The organism is Rhizobium sp. YJ-22 (assembly GCF_029601685.1).
Taxonomy (GTDB): domain Bacteria; phylum Pseudomonadota; class Alphaproteobacteria; order Rhizobiales; family Rhizobiaceae; genus Metarhizobium.
On sequence record NZ_JARRIR010000002.1, the window covers coordinates 583695 to 602529 of the forward strand.

Annotated in this window: 28 protein-coding genes and 1 tRNA gene; 15 read left to right on the forward strand and 14 right to left on the reverse strand. The window is 63.7% G+C overall.

The window, feature by feature from the left end; genetic code table 11:
• The first annotated feature begins 199 nt into the window (after positions 1-199).
• Positions 200-1213, forward strand: coding sequence for a LysR family transcriptional regulator (locus P7F60_RS07410; RefSeq protein WP_277917209.1), 1014 nt, complete (start codon positions 200-202; stop codon positions 1211-1213).
• Between the two features lie 46 nt (positions 1214-1259).
• Complete coding sequence (locus P7F60_RS07415) at positions 1260-1712, forward strand: hypothetical protein (protein ID WP_277917068.1); 453 nt, start codon at positions 1260-1262, stop codon at positions 1710-1712.
• 51 nt (positions 1713-1763) lie between these two features.
• On the opposite strand, the gene P7F60_RS07420 is transcribed toward P7F60_RS07415, so the two are convergent.
• Positions 1764-2003 (reverse strand): hypothetical protein, encoded by a 240-nt coding sequence (locus P7F60_RS07420; RefSeq protein ID WP_277917069.1) that lies wholly within the window; start codon positions 2001-2003, stop codon positions 1764-1766.
• Positions 2004-2210: 207 nt separating this feature from the next.
• Here P7F60_RS07420 and P7F60_RS07425 point away from each other — a divergent pair.
• A tRNA-Arg gene (locus tag P7F60_RS07425) sits at positions 2211-2287 on the forward strand.
• A gap of 36 nt (positions 2288-2323) precedes the next feature.
• Positions 2324-2638 carry a GNAT family protein gene (locus P7F60_RS07430; RefSeq protein WP_277917070.1) on the forward strand — a complete coding sequence of 105 codons (315 nt, stop codon included), beginning with the start codon at positions 2324-2326 and terminating at the stop codon, positions 2636-2638.
• Between the two features lie 186 nt (positions 2639-2824).
• Here the strand turns inward: P7F60_RS07430 and P7F60_RS07435 are convergent, their stop codons facing one another.
• The 6 genes from P7F60_RS07435 to P7F60_RS07460 form a co-directional block, all read right to left on the reverse strand.
• On the reverse strand, positions 2825-2986 hold the full coding sequence (locus P7F60_RS07435; RefSeq protein WP_277917071.1) for a hypothetical protein: 162 nt from the start codon (positions 2984-2986) through the stop codon (positions 2825-2827).
• 79 nt (positions 2987-3065) lie between these two features.
• A complete protein-coding gene (locus tag P7F60_RS07440) occupies positions 3066-3284 on the reverse strand; it encodes a hypothetical protein (protein WP_277917072.1) in 219 nt (72 codons plus the stop codon).
• Positions 3285-3416: 132 nt separating this feature from the next.
• The gene (locus tag P7F60_RS07445) at positions 3417-4463 is read right to left on the reverse strand and encodes a Gfo/Idh/MocA family oxidoreductase (protein ID WP_277917073.1); all 1047 of its coding nucleotides are present in this window, start codon (positions 4461-4463) and stop codon (positions 3417-3419) included.
• Positions 4464-4473: 10 nt separating this feature from the next.
• Positions 4474-5259 (reverse strand): ThuA domain-containing protein, encoded by a 786-nt coding sequence (locus P7F60_RS07450; RefSeq protein ID WP_277917074.1) that lies wholly within the window; start codon positions 5257-5259, stop codon positions 4474-4476.
• 157 nt (positions 5260-5416) lie between these two features.
• Entirely contained in the window at positions 5417-5758 is a 342-nt protein-coding gene (locus P7F60_RS07455; protein WP_277917075.1) for a multidrug efflux SMR transporter, read from the reverse strand.
• A gap of 19 nt (positions 5759-5777) precedes the next feature.
• A complete protein-coding gene (locus P7F60_RS07460; protein ID WP_277917076.1) occupies positions 5778-6341 on the reverse strand; it encodes a TetR/AcrR family transcriptional regulator in 564 nt (187 codons plus the stop codon).
• Positions 6342-6492: 151 nt separating this feature from the next.
• Between P7F60_RS07460 and P7F60_RS07465 the strand changes: the two genes are divergently transcribed.
• Both P7F60_RS07465 and P7F60_RS07470 read left to right on the forward strand, forming a co-directional pair.
• Positions 6493-6879, forward strand: a complete 387-nt coding sequence (locus P7F60_RS07465; protein WP_277917077.1) for a group II truncated hemoglobin — start codon at positions 6493-6495, stop codon at positions 6877-6879.
• A 2-nt stretch (positions 6880-6881) separates the two neighbouring features.
• On the forward strand, positions 6882-7250 hold the full coding sequence (locus tag P7F60_RS07470) for a DUF423 domain-containing protein (protein ID WP_277917210.1): 369 nt from the start codon (positions 6882-6884) through the stop codon (positions 7248-7250).
• A gap of 60 nt (positions 7251-7310) precedes the next feature.
• On the opposite strand, the gene P7F60_RS07475 is transcribed toward P7F60_RS07470, so the two are convergent.
• The 5 genes from P7F60_RS07475 to P7F60_RS07495 all read right to left on the reverse strand — a co-directional run bounded on the left by P7F60_RS07475 (position 7311) and on the right by P7F60_RS07495 (position 10316).
• Entirely contained in the window at positions 7311-7625 is a 315-nt protein-coding gene (locus P7F60_RS07475) for an antibiotic biosynthesis monooxygenase (RefSeq protein WP_277917078.1), read from the reverse strand.
• Between the two features lie 36 nt (positions 7626-7661).
• Positions 7662-7922: a hypothetical protein gene (locus P7F60_RS07480; RefSeq protein ID WP_277917079.1), complete on the reverse strand. Its 261-nt coding sequence runs from the start codon at positions 7920-7922 to the stop codon at positions 7662-7664.
• Complete coding sequence (locus P7F60_RS07485; RefSeq protein ID WP_277917080.1) at positions 7915-8322, reverse strand: DUF2325 domain-containing protein; 408 nt, start codon at positions 8320-8322, stop codon at positions 7915-7917. The genes P7F60_RS07480 and P7F60_RS07485 overlap by 8 nt, the downstream gene beginning before the upstream one ends.
• Before the next feature lie 214 nt (positions 8323-8536).
• A complete protein-coding gene (locus tag P7F60_RS07490) occupies positions 8537-9841 on the reverse strand; it encodes a TonB family protein (RefSeq protein WP_277917081.1) in 1305 nt (434 codons plus the stop codon).
• Positions 9842-9908: 67 nt separating this feature from the next.
• Positions 9909-10316, reverse strand: coding sequence for a hypothetical protein (locus P7F60_RS07495; protein ID WP_277917211.1), 408 nt, complete (start codon positions 10314-10316; stop codon positions 9909-9911).
• Between the two features lie 191 nt (positions 10317-10507).
• Between P7F60_RS07495 and P7F60_RS07500 the strand changes: the two genes are divergently transcribed.
• The 7 genes from P7F60_RS07500 to P7F60_RS07530 all read left to right on the forward strand — a co-directional run bounded on the left by P7F60_RS07500 (position 10508) and on the right by P7F60_RS07530 (position 15473).
• Positions 10508-10690 carry a hemin uptake protein HemP gene (locus tag P7F60_RS07500; protein ID WP_277917082.1) on the forward strand — a complete coding sequence of 61 codons (183 nt, stop codon included), beginning with the start codon at positions 10508-10510 and terminating at the stop codon, positions 10688-10690.
• A 7-nt stretch (positions 10691-10697) separates the two neighbouring features.
• Positions 10698-11750: a ChuX/HutX family heme-like substrate-binding protein gene (locus tag P7F60_RS07505; protein ID WP_277917083.1), complete on the forward strand. Its 1053-nt coding sequence runs from the start codon at positions 10698-10700 to the stop codon at positions 11748-11750.
• Between the two features lie 14 nt (positions 11751-11764).
• Positions 11765-12652 carry an ABC transporter substrate-binding protein gene (locus P7F60_RS07510; RefSeq protein ID WP_277917084.1) on the forward strand — a complete coding sequence of 296 codons (888 nt, stop codon included), beginning with the start codon at positions 11765-11767 and terminating at the stop codon, positions 12650-12652.
• A gap of 63 nt (positions 12653-12715) precedes the next feature.
• Positions 12716-13780, forward strand: a complete 1065-nt coding sequence (locus P7F60_RS07515) for an iron ABC transporter permease (protein WP_277917212.1) — start codon at positions 12716-12718, stop codon at positions 13778-13780.
• Between the two features lie 5 nt (positions 13781-13785).
• The gene (locus tag P7F60_RS07520) at positions 13786-14574 is read left to right on the forward strand and encodes a heme ABC transporter ATP-binding protein (protein ID WP_277917085.1); all 789 of its coding nucleotides are present in this window, start codon (positions 13786-13788) and stop codon (positions 14572-14574) included.
• A 135-nt stretch (positions 14575-14709) separates the two neighbouring features.
• On the forward strand, positions 14710-15057 hold the full coding sequence (locus P7F60_RS07525) for a hypothetical protein (protein ID WP_277917086.1): 348 nt from the start codon (positions 14710-14712) through the stop codon (positions 15055-15057).
• A 5-nt stretch (positions 15058-15062) separates the two neighbouring features.
• Positions 15063-15473 carry a hypothetical protein gene (locus P7F60_RS07530; RefSeq protein ID WP_277917087.1) on the forward strand — a complete coding sequence of 137 codons (411 nt, stop codon included), beginning with the start codon at positions 15063-15065 and terminating at the stop codon, positions 15471-15473.
• Positions 15474-15777: 304 nt separating this feature from the next.
• On the opposite strand, the gene P7F60_RS07535 is transcribed toward P7F60_RS07530, so the two are convergent.
• Entirely contained in the window at positions 15778-16335 is a 558-nt protein-coding gene (locus tag P7F60_RS07535; RefSeq protein ID WP_277917088.1) for an RNA polymerase sigma factor, read from the reverse strand.
• Positions 16336-16342: 7 nt separating this feature from the next.
• A complete protein-coding gene (locus P7F60_RS07540) occupies positions 16343-16549 on the reverse strand; it encodes a NepR family anti-sigma factor (protein ID WP_277917213.1) in 207 nt (68 codons plus the stop codon).
• Between the two features lie 278 nt (positions 16550-16827).
• On the opposite strand from P7F60_RS07540, the gene P7F60_RS07545 reads away from it, so the two are divergent.
• Positions 16828-17622: a response regulator gene (locus tag P7F60_RS07545; protein ID WP_277917089.1), complete on the forward strand. Its 795-nt coding sequence runs from the start codon at positions 16828-16830 to the stop codon at positions 17620-17622.
• A 158-nt stretch (positions 17623-17780) separates the two neighbouring features.
• Positions 17781-18797 (forward strand): sensor histidine kinase, encoded by a 1017-nt coding sequence (locus tag P7F60_RS07550; RefSeq protein ID WP_277917090.1) that lies wholly within the window; start codon positions 17781-17783, stop codon positions 18795-18797.
• The last annotated feature ends 38 nt before the right edge of the window (positions 18798-18835 follow it).

Sequence of the window (18835 nt, forward strand, 5' to 3'; positions counted from 1 at the left end):
TCGCCCGTCGGGCTGTGTCTGCCAGCGTCTCCCCGTCCCGCCAGCCGCTTGAGCTGCTCCAGCACACACTTTGCAACCTCGTCTTTTTTCCCATACCTGTCAAATACGATATCTTGCATATCGCATACCAAAATTGATATAATGCCTCCGTTTGCAACGTTTTAAATGGCATTTGCCGGAAACAGCCCTTCTCATGACTATGCACGTCCCGATAGCGAATTCCGGCAAGGCACACGGCCAGGACAGTGACGGCCCCACCCTGATGAAGAGCGGCCTGAAGCTCGGCCATCTGCAGATGCTGGTGGCGCTGGAAGATCTCGGACAGGTCTCGGCGGCGGCCGAAGCGCTGCACATGTCGCAGCCGGCGGCCTCGCGCATGGTCTCGGAAATGGAAGCGATCGTGCGCGCACCCCTATGCGAACGCATCGCCCGCGGCGTCGTGCTCACCACCTATGGCGCCGCCCTTGCCAAGCGCGCTCGAAAAATCCTGCTGGAACTGCGCGAGGCCGGCCGCGAGCTTTCGGAGTTGCGCACCGGGCGCGGCGGCTCGGTCTTCGTCGGCGCCGTCACCGCGCCGGCGCTCAGCCTTGTCGTGCCTGCCGTGCGCCGGGTGACCTCGGCCTATCCCGGCATCGAGATCAACGTTCAGGTGGAAACCAGCAACATTCTCGCCCGCGAGTTGATGGCGGCGCGCCACGATTTCATCCTCGGCCGCATTCCAGAAGACATCAATCCCCAGCAATTCCATATGCATGAGATCGGCGTCGAGCGCGCCTGCCTGATCGTGCGCAGCGGCCATCCGCTGTTGAAGCAGGCGCTTGCAAGCCTTGCTGACCTGACCCGCTACGACTGGGTGTTCCAGCCGCCGGGCACGCTGCTGCGCCGCACGCTGGAGGATATCTTCGTGCGCGCTGACCTGCCGATGCCGGCCAACATCATCAACATGACCTCGCTGTTGCTGACGGTCGCCGTCATTCGCGATTCCAACGCCATCGCTCCCGTTGCCCTCGACATGGCGCAGTTCCTGGTCGGGCAGAGTTCGCGCGCCGGCGAAATCCGCATCCTGCCTGCCGATTTCGACATCACCGTCAAGCCCTACAGCCTGATCACCATGCGCGAACGCGCGCTTCCGCCCAGCGCCCGCCTGCTTTACGACATGATCCTGGAGCAGTCGCGCATCCTGTCCGAAACCACCAGTTTCGCGCCACTTTGACCTCTTAGCCTTCGCGTCGCTTCACAGGGAAGAAAGGAAGCGGCCCGTGCTGTTTGGAAAATCGCTGTTCGAATCCGTTCTCGACCGGCTGAGGCAGGAGAGCGAACCGGAGGACGAAGACGGAATGCCCGCCGCCCAATCCAGCCTTTCCGCCTTCGGCGGCAGCTTTGTCGGCGCCGTTTTCGAACCCGCTTCCGACCATTGCGGCAGCCTGGACCACGGCTATCGCAACGCGCTTGACGGGATCGACGCCCCGCCGCCACCCGAACCGCAAATACCGCCGCACCTGCTGCGCCTGACGCTTGCCGAGATATCGGAGGATCTGGCCCTAGACTCCGACGATACGGTGCAAATCCTTCAGGACAAGCGTCGCGCCTTTGCCAGGAAGAACCATCCCGACGGCTTTTCCGAACCCTATCGCGACAAGGCCAATATCCGCATGACCGTCGCCAACCTGATGGTCGACGAAGCCCTGCGCCGCCTCCAGCCAGGCCGTTAAGGCATTTCCAGGAGAAGTGCGGCGGTTTTCCGGTCCAAGAAGCGTCGCGTGTTAGGGCTGCTCCGGCCCGTTGCTGTCTGAAGACGGCGGCGCGGCAGGCGTTTCAGGGGCCGGCTTGTAGGTGAACAGCAGCATATAGGCTGAATAGACCGCCGCAGCCCCGGTGATGACCGCCCAGAAAGGCTGCCGCGCATAGGCTTCGACCGCCGTCCACGCCGTACAGGACCCGACGACCAGCAATCGGATCCAGAGCGGTCGGTAGAACGGATGGCTCGGATCGATCAACTGCATGGCACTGGCTTCCCGAAAGGACGTTTTCCCAGCTCTACCCCGGAACGCCTTCAAACGAAATCCCGCGCTGCACACCCGGACGAACTTTACGGTAACATTCCACCCACCGTAAATCGCATCCGGCAGGCATTTTCAGATTGAAGCCCCGCCCATCCTGAGCTAAGAACCCTACATCAGCACGACGGCGAATCTTCGCCGCTCACGGATGCACCCGTAGCTCAGCTGGATAGAGTGTTGGATTCCGATTCCAAAGGTCACAGGTTCGAATCCTGTCGGGTGCGCCACTATTCCACGTCCCGGCTTCTTTGCTTAGTCTATTCTTGAAGGAATCCGACAAGCTTGTCGGCGATCTCTTCGCGGTTCACGAAGACGGCGATACCTTCTCCGTCGGCTGGAATTTCAATCCGGCGTTCGGCGGAGCCGGCTATGCCTTCGAAGCCGCGACAGCGCTGTTCGCCCATCTTTTCGCAGCGCGGGCAGCGCGGTGGTTTTATGCCTCTGTGGAGGACCACAACACGTCCTCCCAGCGGCTATGCGAGAAACTGGGAATGCACCGGGAAGGATTGCTCAAGGAATTCGTATCGTTCAAGAAAGACGACGGCGGCATTCCCATTTACGGGAACACGATTCAGTAGCCATCCTGCGGAAGGAATGGAAGCAAGCGGCGAGGTGAACGCGCTGCTTTAATCCGCGGCTGCCGGCGAGCCGTCGATCCGCCAAAGCGGCCATACCATGGCGCTTGCCAAAACCGCTGAATATCGATCGAGCGCTTTCGCATTGCTTGCGTAAAACGTTACATCCCGCTGTTTTCCTGAAGAACATCACACGCCGGCGGCCGCACCCGTCAGCGCGAAATAGACATAGGCAGCGATGAAGAAGGCCGCGATGGCCAGCACCACCAGCAGGCGTTTCGCCCAGGGCGGCGTCTGCCGCGGCGGCTGCGGTTTCGGGCGGGGCTGAAATTTGATGACGTTGTCGGACATGGCCCTTGCATAGCCGCAGCGGCGACATTTGCCAAACGAAGATTGCGTCGAGTCCGTGCGCAATCGTGCCGGGACAAGCTCAGGAGCGCAACACCGCATGGCCGATATCGAGCAGCATCTCCTCCTCGGCGATGCCGCGCTGAAAGGAGCGGATCAGCGTACCGGCGCAACGCGCGGCAACCGAACTGCTGGTCGGCTCGTTGCAATCGGCGCAGACCCGTTCGAAAACCCGCGCGACGACCGCAAGGTCGTCCGGGTTCAGGGCGGGCAAGACGCGATGAATCGGTGTATAGGACATGGGGCATCATCCTCTGTCCGGCAGCTTGGCTGCGTGAAACGAATCGTTGCTGAGATCGACTGCGCACCGCGGCTACAATGCGCACGAGAGCAAGGCTATCGCAAGCCTGTTTCAACCGGATGACGGGCGCTGCTACACGATGCCGCGCTCGCAACGTTCCTTTTCGGTGAGGATGGCGAGATCGAGGATTTTTTGCAGGTCGGCTGCGTGGCGGAAAGCGGGATCGGGCGGAATGCCGGTGCGCACTGCCTCGGCGAAGCGCATGTAATTGGTCGGCACCGTGCCGGCATCGAGCGTGCGCCAGGTGGCGGTTTCGGCGTCTGCGCCGAGGCAGCCGCGCAGCGACGAGCCTTCCGTGCTGTGGCTGATTTCCAGCCCGCCCTTCTCGCCATAGATGCGCAGGCGCAATTCGTTGAGATGGCCGGTCGCCCAGCGGCTGGCATGGACGACGCCGAGCGCGCCGTTGGAAAAATCCACCGACATGGTGAAGCTGTCATTGGCATCGAGCTTGTAGTCGCCGATCGACCCGCCTTGAACCTTGTCGAAGGTTTTGAGCCGCGCGAAGACGTGTTCGATGTCGGCAGCCGCGCCATAGGAGGCGAAATCGAGGATGTGGATGCCGATATCGCCGAGCACGCCATTGGAGCCGTGGCCGGTGGAGAGCCGCCACAGCCATTGCGATTCCGTGCGCCAGTCGCCCCAGGCGCGCGACACCAGCCAACTTTGCAGATAGGAGGCCTCCACATGCTTGACGCCGCCGATCTCGCCGGAAAGCACGATCTCGCGGGCCTTCTGCAATGGCGCGACATTGCGATAGGTGAGGTTCACCATATTGATGATGCCGGCGGCTTCGGCCGCCTGCGTCATCTCCAGCGCCTTCTCATAGGTCTCCGCCAGCGGCTTTTCGCACATGACATGCTTGCCGGCGGCGATCAGCGCCAGCGTCGTCGGATGATGGATGCGGTCGGGCGTGACATTGGTCGCCGCATCGAAGCCGCCCCAGGCGATCGCCTCGTCGAGCGAGGTGAAGCGGCGCTCGATGCCGTGCAGGTCGGCAAAGGCGTTGACGCGCGCGGCATCGACATCGACGGCGGCGACGACCTCGACGCCGTCGATCGCCTGAAAATTCTTGGCATGGCTATTGGCCATGCCGCCGGTTCCGAGAATGACCAGACGCATGGAAGTTCCCTCAGCGATAACCGGCCTCGCCGGCCTGGTGCAATCTCGGTCCGCGCTCCTCGATCGGCTCCAGCGCCTGTTCCACCGGGACGTTCGGAGCCTCGTTGATCGATTTCAGGTCGCCTTGCGGATTGTAGGCCCATTTGACGGCATTCACGAGCACCTTGCGGACATTGGCGTCGTGGTAGGTCGGATAGGTTTCGTGGCCGGGACGGAAATAGAAGACATTGCCGGCGCCGCGCCGCCAGGTGAGACCCGAGCGGAACACTTCGCCGCCCTGGAACCAGGAGATGAAGACGGTTTCGAGCGGCTCCGGCACGGAGAACTGCTCGCCATACATTTCCTCGTATTCGACGACGAAGCTCTCGTCGAGGCCGGCGGCGATGGGATGGCGCGGATCGATGACCCACAACCGCTCGCGCTCGCCGGCCTCGCGCCATTTCAGCGCGCAAGGCGTGCCCATCAGGCGCTTGAAGATCTTGGAGAAATGCCCGGAATGCAACACGATCAGGCCCATGCCTTCCCAGACGCGGCGCGCGACACGCTCGACCACTTCGTCGGAAACCGCGCCGTGGTCCTTGTGGCCCCACCAGGTGAGAACGTCGGTGCGGGCGAGGCGCTCTTCGCTGAGGCCGTGCTCCGGCTCCTGCAAGGTCGCGGTGGTCGCCTCGATGGCCGGATCGGCGTTCAGCGCCTCGGCGATGGTGACATGCATTCCCTTCGGGTAGATGCCGGCGACGATCTCGTTCGTCTGCTCGTGGATGTTTTCACCCCAGACCACGGTGCGTATGGCCATCACGACGGCCTCCTCTCTGACATTTGCGATGCGGAAAAAATTGCTGTCAGGGCCAAAGCGATGAGGCGGCAACTTGTTCCCGTCGTCCGTGGTCCATCGCTATCGAATAGCCATGCGCAACCGCCACGCAAGAGGGACTTGAGGTTGCAGCGGCAATTTAATGCGAAATGCTGTTGGAAAACAGATTGACGACCAGCACGCCGGCAATGATCAGCCCGAGGCCGATAATCGCCGCCAGATCCAGCGTCTGCCGGAAGAAGAAATAACCGACCGCCGAGATCAGCACGATGCCGAGCCCGCTCCAGATCGCATAGGTCAGCCCGACCGGAATGGTGCGCAGCACATGCGACAGGCAATAGAAGGAGGCGACATAGCAAAGGATCATCGCCAGCGTCGGCAACGGCCGGGTGAACTGCTGCGACATCTGCAGCGCCGACGTGCCGGCGACTTCGAGGCCGATGGCGGTGAACAAAAGGGCATACAACATCGTCGGGCTCATCGGCCTTTGCTCCAATCCGTCAGGCCAGCGTCATCGCCACCAGTCGCTCGACCAGCGCCTTGCGCGCCTCCGGGTCGATCGTCTGGCAATCGGTGACGTCCGCAAGCCAGAGCCCGTCTGCGGCGAGTCGGACGATGAGAGCGGAAACGGAGGAATCCGTGCCGACGTAGTCGGTGTTGCGCTGCTCGACCCAAGCCCGCCAGCGCTCGCGCAGATGCGGCTCGTTCAGCATCGCCATGGTCAGGCCAGCCCATTGCCGGCTTTCGACCGGGTTGTCGCGCAGGTCGGCGACGACGCGCAGATAGGCGCGGGAAAATCGCCCCTGCGCCACCGGATCCTGGCGCATTTCCTCGGCCAGCGCCCGATCGAATTCCTCGACCAGATGCTCGAACAATCCGTCGAGCAGCGGCAGCTTGCCGGGAAAATGATGCAGCAGCCCGCCCTTGCTGACGCCGGCGGCCTGGGCCACGGCGTCGAGGGTGACGGCGCCCACCCCCTGCTCGGAAGCGATGCGCGCGGCGACATCGACGAGTTGCCGGCGGACACGTTCAGGCTGTTTCTTGCGGCGGTGCGATTCTGACATATCGTATAAAGATACCGTCTGGACGGTTTTGTCAAGATGGACGCCTGGGCGAGGCCGGCTCGCCGAAAGGTCGCAGCTGACGCTTTTCCATTGAATGCAGGCCGAGAAGACGGCATGTAAGCCATATGAACACGATGAAACGGACGGGGCGATGACAGAAACCATCACGCTTTACGAAGCCATCGGCGGCGATGCGACGGTGCGCGCGCTCACCGAGCGCTTCTACGCGCTGATGGACACGCTGCCGCAAGCGGCGCGCTGCCGCGCCCTTCACCCCGCCGATCTCGGCAGTTCCCAGCAAAAGCTCTACGATTATCTCACCGGCTATCTCGGAGGCCCGCCCGTCTATGTCGAGAAGCATGGCCATCCGATGCTGCGGCGGCGGCATTTCATCGCGGAAATCGGACCGGCCGAACGCGACGAATGGCTGCTCTGCTTCCGCTTGGCGATGGAGGAGACCATCGCCAACGCAAAATTGCGCGATATCATCTGGGCGCCGGTCGAGCGTCTTGCCCACCACATGCAGAACAGGGAATGACCATGCCGTCCACCGCCTCGCCCTCGCCCTCTTTGCTGCTGGCCGGCCTGCTCGGCATCACCGGCGTGGCGCTTGCCGCGGCCGCCTCGCATCTCGGGGACGGCCATCTGCTCGGCAATGCGGCGCAGATGTGCCTCGTGCATGCGCCGGCGCTGGTCGCCATCCACGCCGCCGGCGAGCGTCTGCGCACCGGCAATGCCGCCAGCCTGCTGCTCGGCCTCGGGACGGTGCTGTTTGCGGGGGATCTGGTCTATCGCCATTCATCCGGCAACGGCCTGTTTCCGATGGCGGCGCCCACGGGCGGCATCGTCATGATGGCCGGCTGGCTGGCGGTCGGCGTCGGGGCCCTTTTCAGGCCACGGATGCCGTAAAGAATTTCCAGGAAAAGTGTGAGGCGGTTTTTCGTTCGGAAATGCGCCGAACGAAACAACTCAGATGCCTTCGACGGCATTAAACCCTTCGAAGACCGGCGGCCCGAGATAGATGGCCTTGTGGTCGCCGGCATTGCGGTGGGCGGCGCGGAAATTTTCCGACTTCGTCCAGTCGGAAAAATGCTGCTCGCTGTCCCAGATGGTGTGCGAGGCATAGAGCGTATAGCCGTCTTCGGCAAACGTCTTGCCGCGCAGCATGTGGAACTGCACGAAACCCGGCATGTCTTTCAGCGTCGAATTGCGGTTGCGCCAGATGGCTTCGAAAGCCTCTTCCTGACCCGTCGCCACCTTGAAACGATTCATCGCCACGAACATGCCTTCGTCCTCCAACTCTATTCCGTCTCGGCCCGATCAGCGGGCCTGGCGCTCATCCCGTTTTTCCACCACCGGCAGCGCAAAGGCAAGCACTTTGGCCTCGACCGGCGTTTCCGCCGCATCGCCGGGACGGCGCGTCGCCCAGGCGGGGAATTTCACGACGTTCGGATGATCCTCGCGCCAAAGGGCCTCGCGCATCAGCGCATCGTAAAGCTCCGGCACCAGCCCGTCGCCGCGGCTCGCCACCAGGCGATGCAGCCCCAGCAACCCGAAGCCGGTCAGCTTGCTCTCATCCATTGTTCGCTTCCCGTTCCTGAATCGTCAACAAAGCCCGCTCCAGGCTCGACTTGCTGCCGTTGCGCAAGGGAATGAACGCCTTGCCGAACTTCTTGCAACCGGTCTTCACCCGAAGACATGCGTCGTGGCTGATGCAGTCGATCGGGCAGAAGACGCAATCGACCGAGGGAAGCACGGTATCGATGCGCGACACCGCTTCGCGCAGGCCCCCATCATGATGGATGAGTTCGGCGCCGTGGCGGCTGGCGATTTCCCTCAGATGCGCCACCTGGCAGTCGCGGCCGCCGACATAAAGGAAGCTGCGTCCGTCCAGGCTGCTGGCCCCGCCGCGCTTGTCCGCCATCTCGCCGCCCGCCGCCGCTGCCTGGCGGTTGTTCTGCTTGCGCAATTTCTTGGCCATACCCTCTCCGTCCGCGATCTCTCTCAAACGCAATTCCGACGGGAATTGCTCCACCGACTCTCGGCCGGGCACGGGCGCACCATATTAAACTTGATTATAGGAGTAAAGTATAAACTGGAACGAATAACTCATATTTTATAACATTGATTTAAAACAAAAAACCTGCGCCGAAAGCAGCGCAGGTTTAGAATTTTCATCCCTGTGACGGCCGCGCTCAGCGGCCGGTCACCTGAACTTCCTGGGTGAAGGTCCAGCTCGGCTTGCCCCATTCCGGCGGCAAGGGCGGGAAGGGCGCGGCGCGGCGCACGCCGTTGACGACGGCTTCGTCCAGCTCGGAAACGCCGGAGCTGCGCGCCACCGAAACGCCGCCGAGTTGGCCCGAGGAAACGATGGTCAGCCGTACCCGCACGCTCATCGAGGCACGCTCGCGCCGGAAGGCGGAGGGAACGCGCACCGAGCGGCGGATCTTCGACTGCACCTTGCCGGGATAGTTGGCGACGGCGGCGCTGCCGGCGCCCGTGGCGCTGCGGCCCGCAGTGCGCGAACCGTCGCGATTGGCGTTTGCGGCCTCGGAACCGTCGGCCGAACCGCGCTTGCGATCTTCGGCGGCGTCACCCTTCGAGCCAGCCTTTTTCGGCGTCGGCTTCTTCTTCGGCTTCGGCTTTTCCACCGGCTTTTCGCGGGCCACCGGCTTCTTCGGTTCGGGCTTCTGGATGACGGGTTGCTCGACGGGCTTTTCCGGCTCCGGAGGCTGAATGTCCTGCGGCTCGACCGGCGCGACCGCGGTCTGCGTCATCGCCTCGACGGGCTCGACCGGTTCGGCCGGCGCCATGACGGGGGCTGCCTGGGCGACCATCGGCTCGGCCGGAACGATCGAAGTCAGGACGTCCGGCTCGTTGGAAACCATCGGCTCCTGCGGCTCGACCGGCGGCGTTTCCGGCTGTGCCTCGGTCGGCGCGACAGCTTGCGCTGCCTGCACCGGCTGGGTCACCACCGGCTCCGGCTCGGCGGGCGTCAGCTCCTCGGGTTGCACTTCCTCTGATTCGACGATTTCAGGGTCGCCGGCGGCAAGCTGGTCGAATTCGTTTTCGCCGAGCATGGTCACGGAAACGACGGCGCCCGCCTCTTCCACCGGCTCTTCCGGCACCGCCACCATGGTCACGGCCAGCAGCGAGAAGACAGCGGCATGGGCCAGGCAGGACATCAGCCCGGCGGCGATGCTGCGCGCCCCGCGCTTCGGCTTCGCCGCCGCCTCGCGTTCCGCGCCGTCATCGAGCGTCGGCATCGTCGTCTCGGCCGGCTGCGTCGGCGCATCGGCCGCGTTTTCCGGGAAGGAGCCGATCTGGGCGATGCGGGCGTAATGGATGACGGTCTCGGCCGCGGGCTGGCGTGGAACGCCATCGAGATCGGACATCTGGTGCCCCGGCACCAGGCCGGGAATATTGTCGTTGACGCCCCGCCCGGTCGGCAGAGTGTGAACGGCAACGGCGTCCGCCCGCATTTTCCTGGAATAGACCATCCTCGATCCTTTCAACACGGGCGGCCCGCCTGCCGCCATCACCTCGCCGGGCCTGCGCCCGGCCGCGTCAACCTTCGAACGGCACAGAAATCTGCGAGCGTGTGGTCAGGCTTTTCATGCATTCGCCGGCGGCCGGGCCTTCGCAGACCGGCGTGTCATTGACGATGATGCGGCTGATGCTCTCGCATTTGACGTTGGGCATGTCGAACTGGCGCACGCGCTTCTTGCCAACCGGCAGATCGCGGAAATCCAGCACCGTGATGCGGTCGACCACGTTCTTTTCGTTGAAGAAGGCGAGTTCGAAAGAGATTTTGCCGATGGCCGTGGGCATATCGTTTTTCGCGACGAAGGTGATCATGCAACCCTTCTGCGACGGCGCGAGCGCGTTCAGCTCGACTTCCAGCCCCGGCTTGGCTTCCTGGGCGCCAGCACCGGCCGCCGGCAAGATCGCCAGCGCAATCGCGGCGGCCTGCATCGCAAACGTCTTCATATGTCCCTCTAAACGCTGTCATGGCCGCGAGCCGGGACGATCCCCGGGGCGCGGCCGATAAAGTTGATAACTCAAGTCCTGTATTGCCACCTTAAAAAACATGAATTATGAAATCAAGATAATTTCCACCCTGTCGCGTCCGTTGCCGGCCGCGCGCCGGAGATACCCACAGCGATATGATTGCCGATGCCCCCGATGCCCCCGAGGCTCCTGTTTCACCAGCCGCCCTCCCCCGCGACATGCGGGTCATCGAGGCCGCCGAGCTGTTTCGCGGCGGCAAGGAAATCGCCATCCTGCACGAAGGGTCCGTCTACCGGATGAAGATCACCCGCCAGGGCAAGCTCATTCTCAACAAATAGGTTTATCATGACTGCACAGATCTCCCCCACGCCCGCCGACATCCGCGCCTACCGCGCCGAAAACGCCAAGCTGCGCGAGCGCGACATCGCCGCCAATCTCGGCATTTCGGAAGCAGCGCTGGTCGCCGCGGAAGTCGGGCTGACCGCCACCCGCATCGACTCCCATCCGAACCGTCTGCTGGAGCGCGTCAAGGAACTGGGCGAGGTCATGGCGCTCACCCGCAACGAAAGCGCCGTGCATGAGAAGATCGGCGAGTTCGAGACCATCAAGATCGCCGACCACGTGTCGCTGACGCTCGGCGAGAACATGGACATGCGCATCTTCAACACTGTCTGGGCGCACGGCTTCGCCGTCACCAAGAAGGATGGCGACAACGAGCGCCTCAGCCTGCAATATTTCGACAAGGCCGGCGATGCCGTCTTCAAGCTGCACCTGCGGCCGACGTCGAACGTGGACGCCTATCGTGCCCTCGTCGCGGACCTGTGTCTCGACGACCAGTCGCAGGACTTCACCGCCGAGACGCTTGCCAGCAGCGAGGAGGACGATCCGTCCGTGACACAGGAAAGCCTGCGCGACCAGTGGAGCAAGATGACCGACACCCACCAGTTCTTCGGCATGCTGAAGAAGCTGAAGATCGGCCGTGCCCGCGCCATCCGCATCGTCGGCGAGGATTATGCTTGGAAGCTGGCGGACGGCGCCGTCGCCGACATGCTGCGCGCCGCAGCCGATGCCGGCACCTCGATCATGTGCTTCGTCGCCAATCGCGGCATGGTGCAGATCCATGGCGGCCCGATTTCCAACGTCCAGCCGATGGGGCCGTGGATCAACATCATGGATCCGAGCTTCCACCTGCATCTGCGCCAGGATCACATCGCCGAGGCCTGGGCGGTGCGCAAACCGACCGTCGACGGCACCGTCACATCCTTCGAGGCCTTCAACGCCAAGGGCGAGATGATCATCCAGTTCTTCGACAAGCGCAAGGAAGGCGGCGGCGAACGCGCCGACTGGCGCGCCATCGTCGAGGCGCTGCCGCGCGCGCAGACCAGCGTCGCGGCCTGAGGTAGAGCGGCCAGATGCGATCCTCCCCATCCATCTCTTCCCGCCTCGGCACGCTCGCGCTGACAGCCGCGCTGGCGCTGCTGCCGCTCGTCTCCCATGCCGAAGAGGCAAAGCCGGTTGACACTTCCCGCATCGTTTCCATCGGCGGCGCGGTCACCGAGATCGTCTATGCGCTCGGCGAGGAAAAGCGGCTGATCGCCCGCGATTCGACCAGCCTCTATCCACCCGAGGCCTTGAAGCTTCCGGATGTCGGCTACATGCGCCAGCTTTCGCCGGAGGGCGTGCTGGCCACAAACCCGACCGCCATCCTCGCCATCGAGGGCTCCGGTCCGCCGGATGCGTTGGCCGTGCTGAAAAGCGCCAGCGTCCCCGTCGCTATGGTGCCGGACAAGTTCAGCCGAGACGGCATCCTGGAGAAGATCGACACCATCGGCGCCGTCCTGCATGTCGAGGAGAAGGCCAAGACGCTGCATGACAGCGTCGCCGCCGATCTCGACAAGGCGATCGCCGCGGCCGAAGCGCGCCCGCAGGCCGAGCGCAAGCGTGTGCTGTTCATCCTCAGCCTGCAGAACGGCAAGGTCATGGCATCGGGCACCGGCACCGCCGCCGACGGCATCATCCGCCTTTCCGGCCTCGTCAACGCCGCCGGCGATTTCCCCGGCTACAAGGCGATGACCGACGAGGCGATCGTCGAAGCAAAACCGGATGTCATCCTGATGATGGAGCGCGGCGGCAACCATGACGCCACAGTCCAGGAAATCGTCGCCCATCCGGCGCTCGGCCTGACGCCGGCCGCCGTCCACAAGGCGGTGATCCGGATGGACGGCCTGCATCTGCTCAGCTTCGGCCCGCGCACCGCAATCGCCATCCGCGACCTGATCGCCCGCGTCTACGGAGGATAAGCCATGGCCTACCAGCAGGCGGCGGATGGGGAGCGCGGGCTCATGCGGTTTTTCGAGCGCGCCATGAGCGAATATCGCGACGGCGACCGCACCCGCATCGCCCGCATCGCCATTGTCGCTTTGCTGGCGGCGGCGGTCTTCTCCATCCTGATGTCGATCACGACAGGCGCCTCCGATGCTTCCGTGATCGATGTGCTGCGCGCCATGGCCGATCCGAATGCCGCCGACGGCGCGATGAGCGCCCGCGACCGCATCATCGTCTTCGACATCCGCCTGCCCCGCGCCCTGCTCGGTTTTCTGATCGGCGCGGCGCTCGCCGTTTCCGGCGCAGTCATGCAGGGACTGTTTCGCAATCCGCTGGCCGATCCCGGCCTGATCGGCGTTTCCTCCGGCGCCAGCCTGGGAGCGGTCACGGTCATCGTGCTCGGCACCAGCATGGTCGCTCCCGTTGTCGCGATGTTCGGCAGCTTCGCGCTGCCGCTCGCCGCCTTTGCCGGCGGTCTGGTCTCGACCGTCATTCTCTACCGCGTGGCGACGCAAGGCGGCCAGACGTCGGTCGCCACCATGCTGCTCGCCGGCATCGCGCTCGGCGCGCTCGCCATGGCGCTGACCGGCATCCTGATCTTCATGGCCGACGACAAGCAGTTGCGCGACCTGACCTTCTGGAGCATGGGGTCGCTCGCCGGCGCCACCTGGGCCAAGATCGCCACCGCTGGCCCGATCATGGCCGCCTCGCTCTTGCTGATGCCCTTCCTCGCCCGCGGGCTGAACGCCATGGCGCTGGGGGAAGCCGCCGCCTTCCACATGGGCGTGCCGGTACAACGCCTGAAGAACGTCGCCATCGTCGGCGTCGCCGCCGCCACCGGTGCGGCGGTGGCCGTCAGCGGCGGCATCGGTTTCGTCGGCATCGTCGTGCCGCATCTCTTGCGGCTCGCCATCGGCCCGGATCACCGCGCGCTGCTGCCGGCCTCCGCCCTGCTCGGCGGCACGCTGCTGATCAGCGCCGACATGCTGGCGCGCACCGTCGTTGCGCCTGCCGAACTGCCGATCGGCATCATCACGGCGGCCGTCGGCGGTCCCTTCTTCCTGTGGATCCTGCTGCGCAACCGCGCGCGGCTGGGAATGTAATCCCCATGATCGACGTTTCAGACCTGACCGTCACGCTTGGCGGGCGGCGCACCCTGCATGGTCTGTCCCTGCAGGCCCGCCCCGGCGAACTGACCGCCATCGCCGGCCCCAACGGTTCCGGCAAGAGCACGACGCTGAAGGCGATCACCGGCGAAATAGCCTATGGCGGCACGGTGCGCATCAACGGCGCCGACATCCGCAACCTGCCCGGCTGGAAGCTGGCGGGCTTGCGCGGCGTTCTGCCGCAGGCGAGCACCATCTCCTTTCCCTTCACCACCCGCGAGGTCGTCGGCCTCGGCCTGACCGCCGGCGGCGCCCGGCCGAATGCCGAGGCGGCGCGGCAAATCGCCCAGGCGCTGGCCGCGGTCGATCTCGCCGGCTTCGAGGGCCGCTACTACCAGGAACTGTCCGGCGGCGAGCAGCAGCGGGTGCAGCTTGCCCGCGTGCTCTGTCAGATCCCGCAGGCCGTGCGCGACGGCGAGCCCTGCTGGCTGCTGCTCGACGAGCCGGTCTCCAGCCTCGACATCAGCCACCAGTTGACGATCATGGCGCTGGCAAAAACCTTCTGCCGGCAGGGCGGCGGTGTCATCGCCGTCATGCACGACCTCAACCTGACCGCGCATTTTGCCGATCGCCTGATCCTTTTGAAGAAGGGCGAGATCGCCGCCGCCGGGACGCCGGCCGAAGTTATCGACACCGATATCCTCCAGCATGTCTTCGGTTGCGCGCTGAAGGTGAACCAGACACCGGCGGATCGCTCGCCCTTCGTCCTGCCGCAAAGCGCCATCGCCTGAGAAAGCGGCGGCTGGCCGGAACTTTTGCGGGATCTGTGCGTTTGTCTCGCGCATCCGTCAGTGCCGGCCTGCCGAGGTCGCGCCGGATGTCGAGTTTCACGCCCCTTCGTGGCCCCAAGTTCAGGAGCGCTCCCCATGGCACCGTCCATCCTTCAATCCGTTCGCGGCAGCAAGAAATCCGGCACGCTGGATTCGATCGAGGAAACGCTTGAGGATCAGGTTGAGGCACTGAAGGCCGAACTGGCCTCGCTGAGTAAGAATCTGCGCGAGCGCGGCCGCGACCAGGGCCGGCGCACCCGCCGCAAGGCGGAAGCCGGCGTCGACGACCTCATCCAGTCCGGCGAGGAAATTCTTGGCGAATTGCGCGACCTCTACGGCCGCAGCGAGGCACAGGTGCGCAGCACCGTGCACCGGCATCCGCTGGCGACGATCGGCGCCGCCGCGGCGTTCGGCCTGGTCGTCGCCCTGCTCGCACGGCGCTGATCCCCATGAAGGGTTTGCTCGGCCTGATCGGCCAGATCGCCGCCTTGAACGTCACGAGAACCGTTGCGCGCGCCAAGCGCAGCGGCATCATGATCGGGATTTCCGTCCTCCTCTTCCTCACCGCCTATATGTTCGGTCTGATCGCGCTGGCGTTGCGGCTGGCGCGGCATCATCCGCCTGAAGTCGCCACCCTGTTCGTCGCCGGCGGCGCACTGCTGCTCGGGCTGATCGTGCTGGTGGCGCTGATGATCTGGAACCGCATCGAGGATCGCCGCGCCCGTCGCCGGCGCCTCGACATGCAGGCCAATATCGCCTTCGGCCTCAGTCTGCTGCAATCCCAGCCCATGCTGATGGCAGCGCTTGCCGCCGGCTTTGCCGCATCCCTTTTCGGGGGCAGGAAGGACGACGACGCGTAGCGCGTCATTAAGACGATACGGAGAATAAGGCCGTTCCGGAAACCGGAGCGGCCTTATTTTTTGGCACCCCGCCGCCACATTCGTCATCCTCGGGCTCGTCCCGAGGATCTGAACACGCACGCTAAGCAATTGACATTAATGGGATATTTTGCCGTTGGTAGATGCTCGGGACAGGCCCGAGCATGACGGCGGCGGGTGGGGTGAGGGCCTGCCCATTGACAACGCGCAAACGCAGACATCGGCCGCCCACAGTCAGCAGGCGGCCGTCAAAATATCGGCTTGCGTGTGGGAGATTGCCGTCGCGTTAGAAGGCGAAGGCCTTGGAGGTCAGGGGGGCGGAGGTCGCATCGGGGCCATAGTCGCCCTCGCCGCTCACCTGGAGCATTTCCTGCAGGCGCAGGCGCGCGCGGTTGACGCGGCTCTTGATCGTGCCGACGGCACAACCGCAGATTTCAGCCGCCTCTTCATAGGAGAAGCCGGAAGCGCCGACGAGGATGATGGCTTCACGCTGGTCCGGAGGAAGCTTTTCCAGCGCGCGGCGAAAATCCTGCAGATCCATCGAACCGTATTGGGAGGGATGGGTCGCCATGGATTCGGTGAAGACGCCGTCGCTGTCCTGCACCTCGCGGCCATGCTTGCGCATCTGGCTGAACAGCTCGTTGCGCAGGATCGTGAACAGCCAGGCCTTCATGTTGGTGCCCATCTGATAATGATCCTGCTTCGCCCAGGCCTTCATGATCGTGTCCTGGACGAGATCGTCGGCGCGGTCGTGCCGGCCAATGAGCGAGATGGCGAAGGCACGCAGGCTTGGAAGAGCGGCCAGCATCTCGCGCTTGAAGCTCGGTTGCGAATTGTCGTCCATGGGCGCCTCACTCCTTGCCCGTCTGGACGGTTGCCAGGCGCTCGACATGGTCGAGCTTTTCAAGCAGGTCGAGGAAGCGATCGGGAATGACCTCTTCCTGCACCGCAGCATACAGGGACCGAAGGCGAATGCCGATCTGGTTGTTCGGATCCAGGATGTCCGCGACGCGCCCGCTTTGCGCGGGCAGCTCCCGATCCTCTTTCTTGCTGTTCATCATCAAGGTTTCGCTCTTGTCCGTTGCGTCATGAATGTTACCCGTTACAGTTCCACGCCGAAGATGCGGTCATGGACACATCATCCACCGTCCGCGCCGAGCGCCGCCCCAAAATCCGTCAGAGGATCGATGTCATCTGCGCACGATCATGAACTGCAAGTAACGGGGATAATCCCGTTATGGCAAAAAAGTTCCAGCCTTTGCGGAACTTTTTTGCCAAGCTTGCGTTTCTGGCTCATCAGTACCCGCGTACGGGGTATATTTACGGGAGCATATCAATGACTTTGTCTACACGAATCGCGCCGCACATTCCCTATCTGCGGCGCTATTCTAGAGCGCTGACCGGCAGCCAGACCTCCGGCGATGCCTATGTCGCCGCCGTCCTCGAGGCGATCATCGCCGATATCAGCATCTTCCCGAGCAGCTCCGACGATCGTGTCGCCCTGTACAAACTCTACACAGACCTCTTTGGTTCCGCCGTCATCTCCATCCCCGAACCGGTATCGCCCTATGCCTGGGAGCAGCGCGCCTCGCTCAACCTCGCAAAAGTGTCGCCGCTCGCCCGTCAGACCTTCCTGCTCGCCTCGGTGGAAAATTTCCGCATCGACGAGATCGCCGAGATCCTCGGCCAGTCCGAGAAGGAGGTTTTCGGCCTGCTCGACGAGGCCTCGCAGGAGATCTCCCGTCAGGTGGCAACCGACATCATGATCATCGAGGACGAGCCGCTGATCGCCATGGATATCGAGCAGATGGTGGAAAGCCTCGGCCATCGCGTCACCGGCATCGCCCGCACCCATGCCGAAGCCGTCAAGCTCTACAACAGCACCCAGCCGCGCATGGTGCTGGCCGACATCCAGCTCGCCGACGGCAGTTCCGGTATCGATGCGGTCAACGACATCCTCAAGAACAGCTCCATCCCGGTGATCTTTATCACCGCCTTCCCCGAGCGCCTGCTGACCGGCGAACGTCCCGAACCGACCTTCCTCGTCACGAAGCCGTTCAATCCGGACATGGTCAAGGCCTTGATCAGCCAGGCCCTGTTCTTTAACGAAAGCACAAAGGCAGCGGCGTAATATCTTTTTCGCCGAACCGGGAACCGGCAGCGCCAACCGCCGTTCTAAGGCGGTAGGCGTCGACCCCGAGTTTCGGGGTCGGCTCGTGTCTCCGCCGCAGGGTATGTTTGACACCCGCCCATGGTGCGGCACGGGCGGGGTCAAGGAAAGGCTGTTATGTGAGTAGTCATTCAATTTCGGGGCCGGAATTCAGCACCGCATCGAAAACGCTCATCCTGGAAAAAGCTCTTTCCGGTGCCGGAATCGGCGTCATCCAGCAGGATGATACGCTCGGCATCCGTTACGTCGAAAATCTGCCGGCGCATTTCGCCGCCTCCTCCGCGACGCTGGGGCGCGACGACGCAGCCCTGTTCGGCGAGGTCGACGGCGTCCGTCTCGGCGCCATCAAGCAACAGGTTCTGCGCAACGGCGAACCGGCGGTGACCGAAGTCGAAAGCACGACGTCGGAGGGCGTTCGCATCTACGAACTGAAGATCGAACGCATCCTGGAGGACGGCCGCTTCGGCTTGCTCTCCGTCGTTTCCGACGTTACCGATACCCGCCACCGCGAGCGCGTGCTGAAATCGCTGCTGCGCGAATTGTCGCACCGCTCGAAGAACCTGCTGGCCATCATCCAGGGGATCGCCATGCAGACGGCGCGCAACACCATCTCGCTGGATTTCTTCCTCAAGAAATTTCGCGGCCGGCTGCAGTCTCTGTCGCATTCGCAGGATCTGATCACCGATTCGAGCTGGCGTGGCGCCTATCTCTTCGAACTAGCCGAAAAGCAGTTCGCGCCCTATTGGCCGGATCGCGCCTCGCCGCTGCGCGTCCAGGGCGTCAATGCGCATCTGAGCCCGAATGCCGCCGTGCATATCGGCCTTGCCCTGCATGAACTGATCGTCAATTCCGCCGCCCATGGCGCCATCGCCTCGGGAGCGTCGAGCATTTCGCTGGAATGCCGCGAGATCGAAACCGAAGGCCGCGTGGCCATCCAGATCGTCTGGAGCGAATTGCTCGGCCTCAGCCGCAGCGGTAGCGAATTCGAGGAAAAGAGTTTCGGCCGCACCGTGCTCGAACGCGTCGTGCCGACCTCGGTCGCCGGCTCTGCCAGCTTCCAGATGACGCCGCACAGCATCGAATACAGCCTGACCGTGCCCGAAGCCGAATTCGAGATCCTGACGCGTTCAGCCTGAAACGGCCGGCATCGCATTGGGCAGAGCCCGTGCGCTGT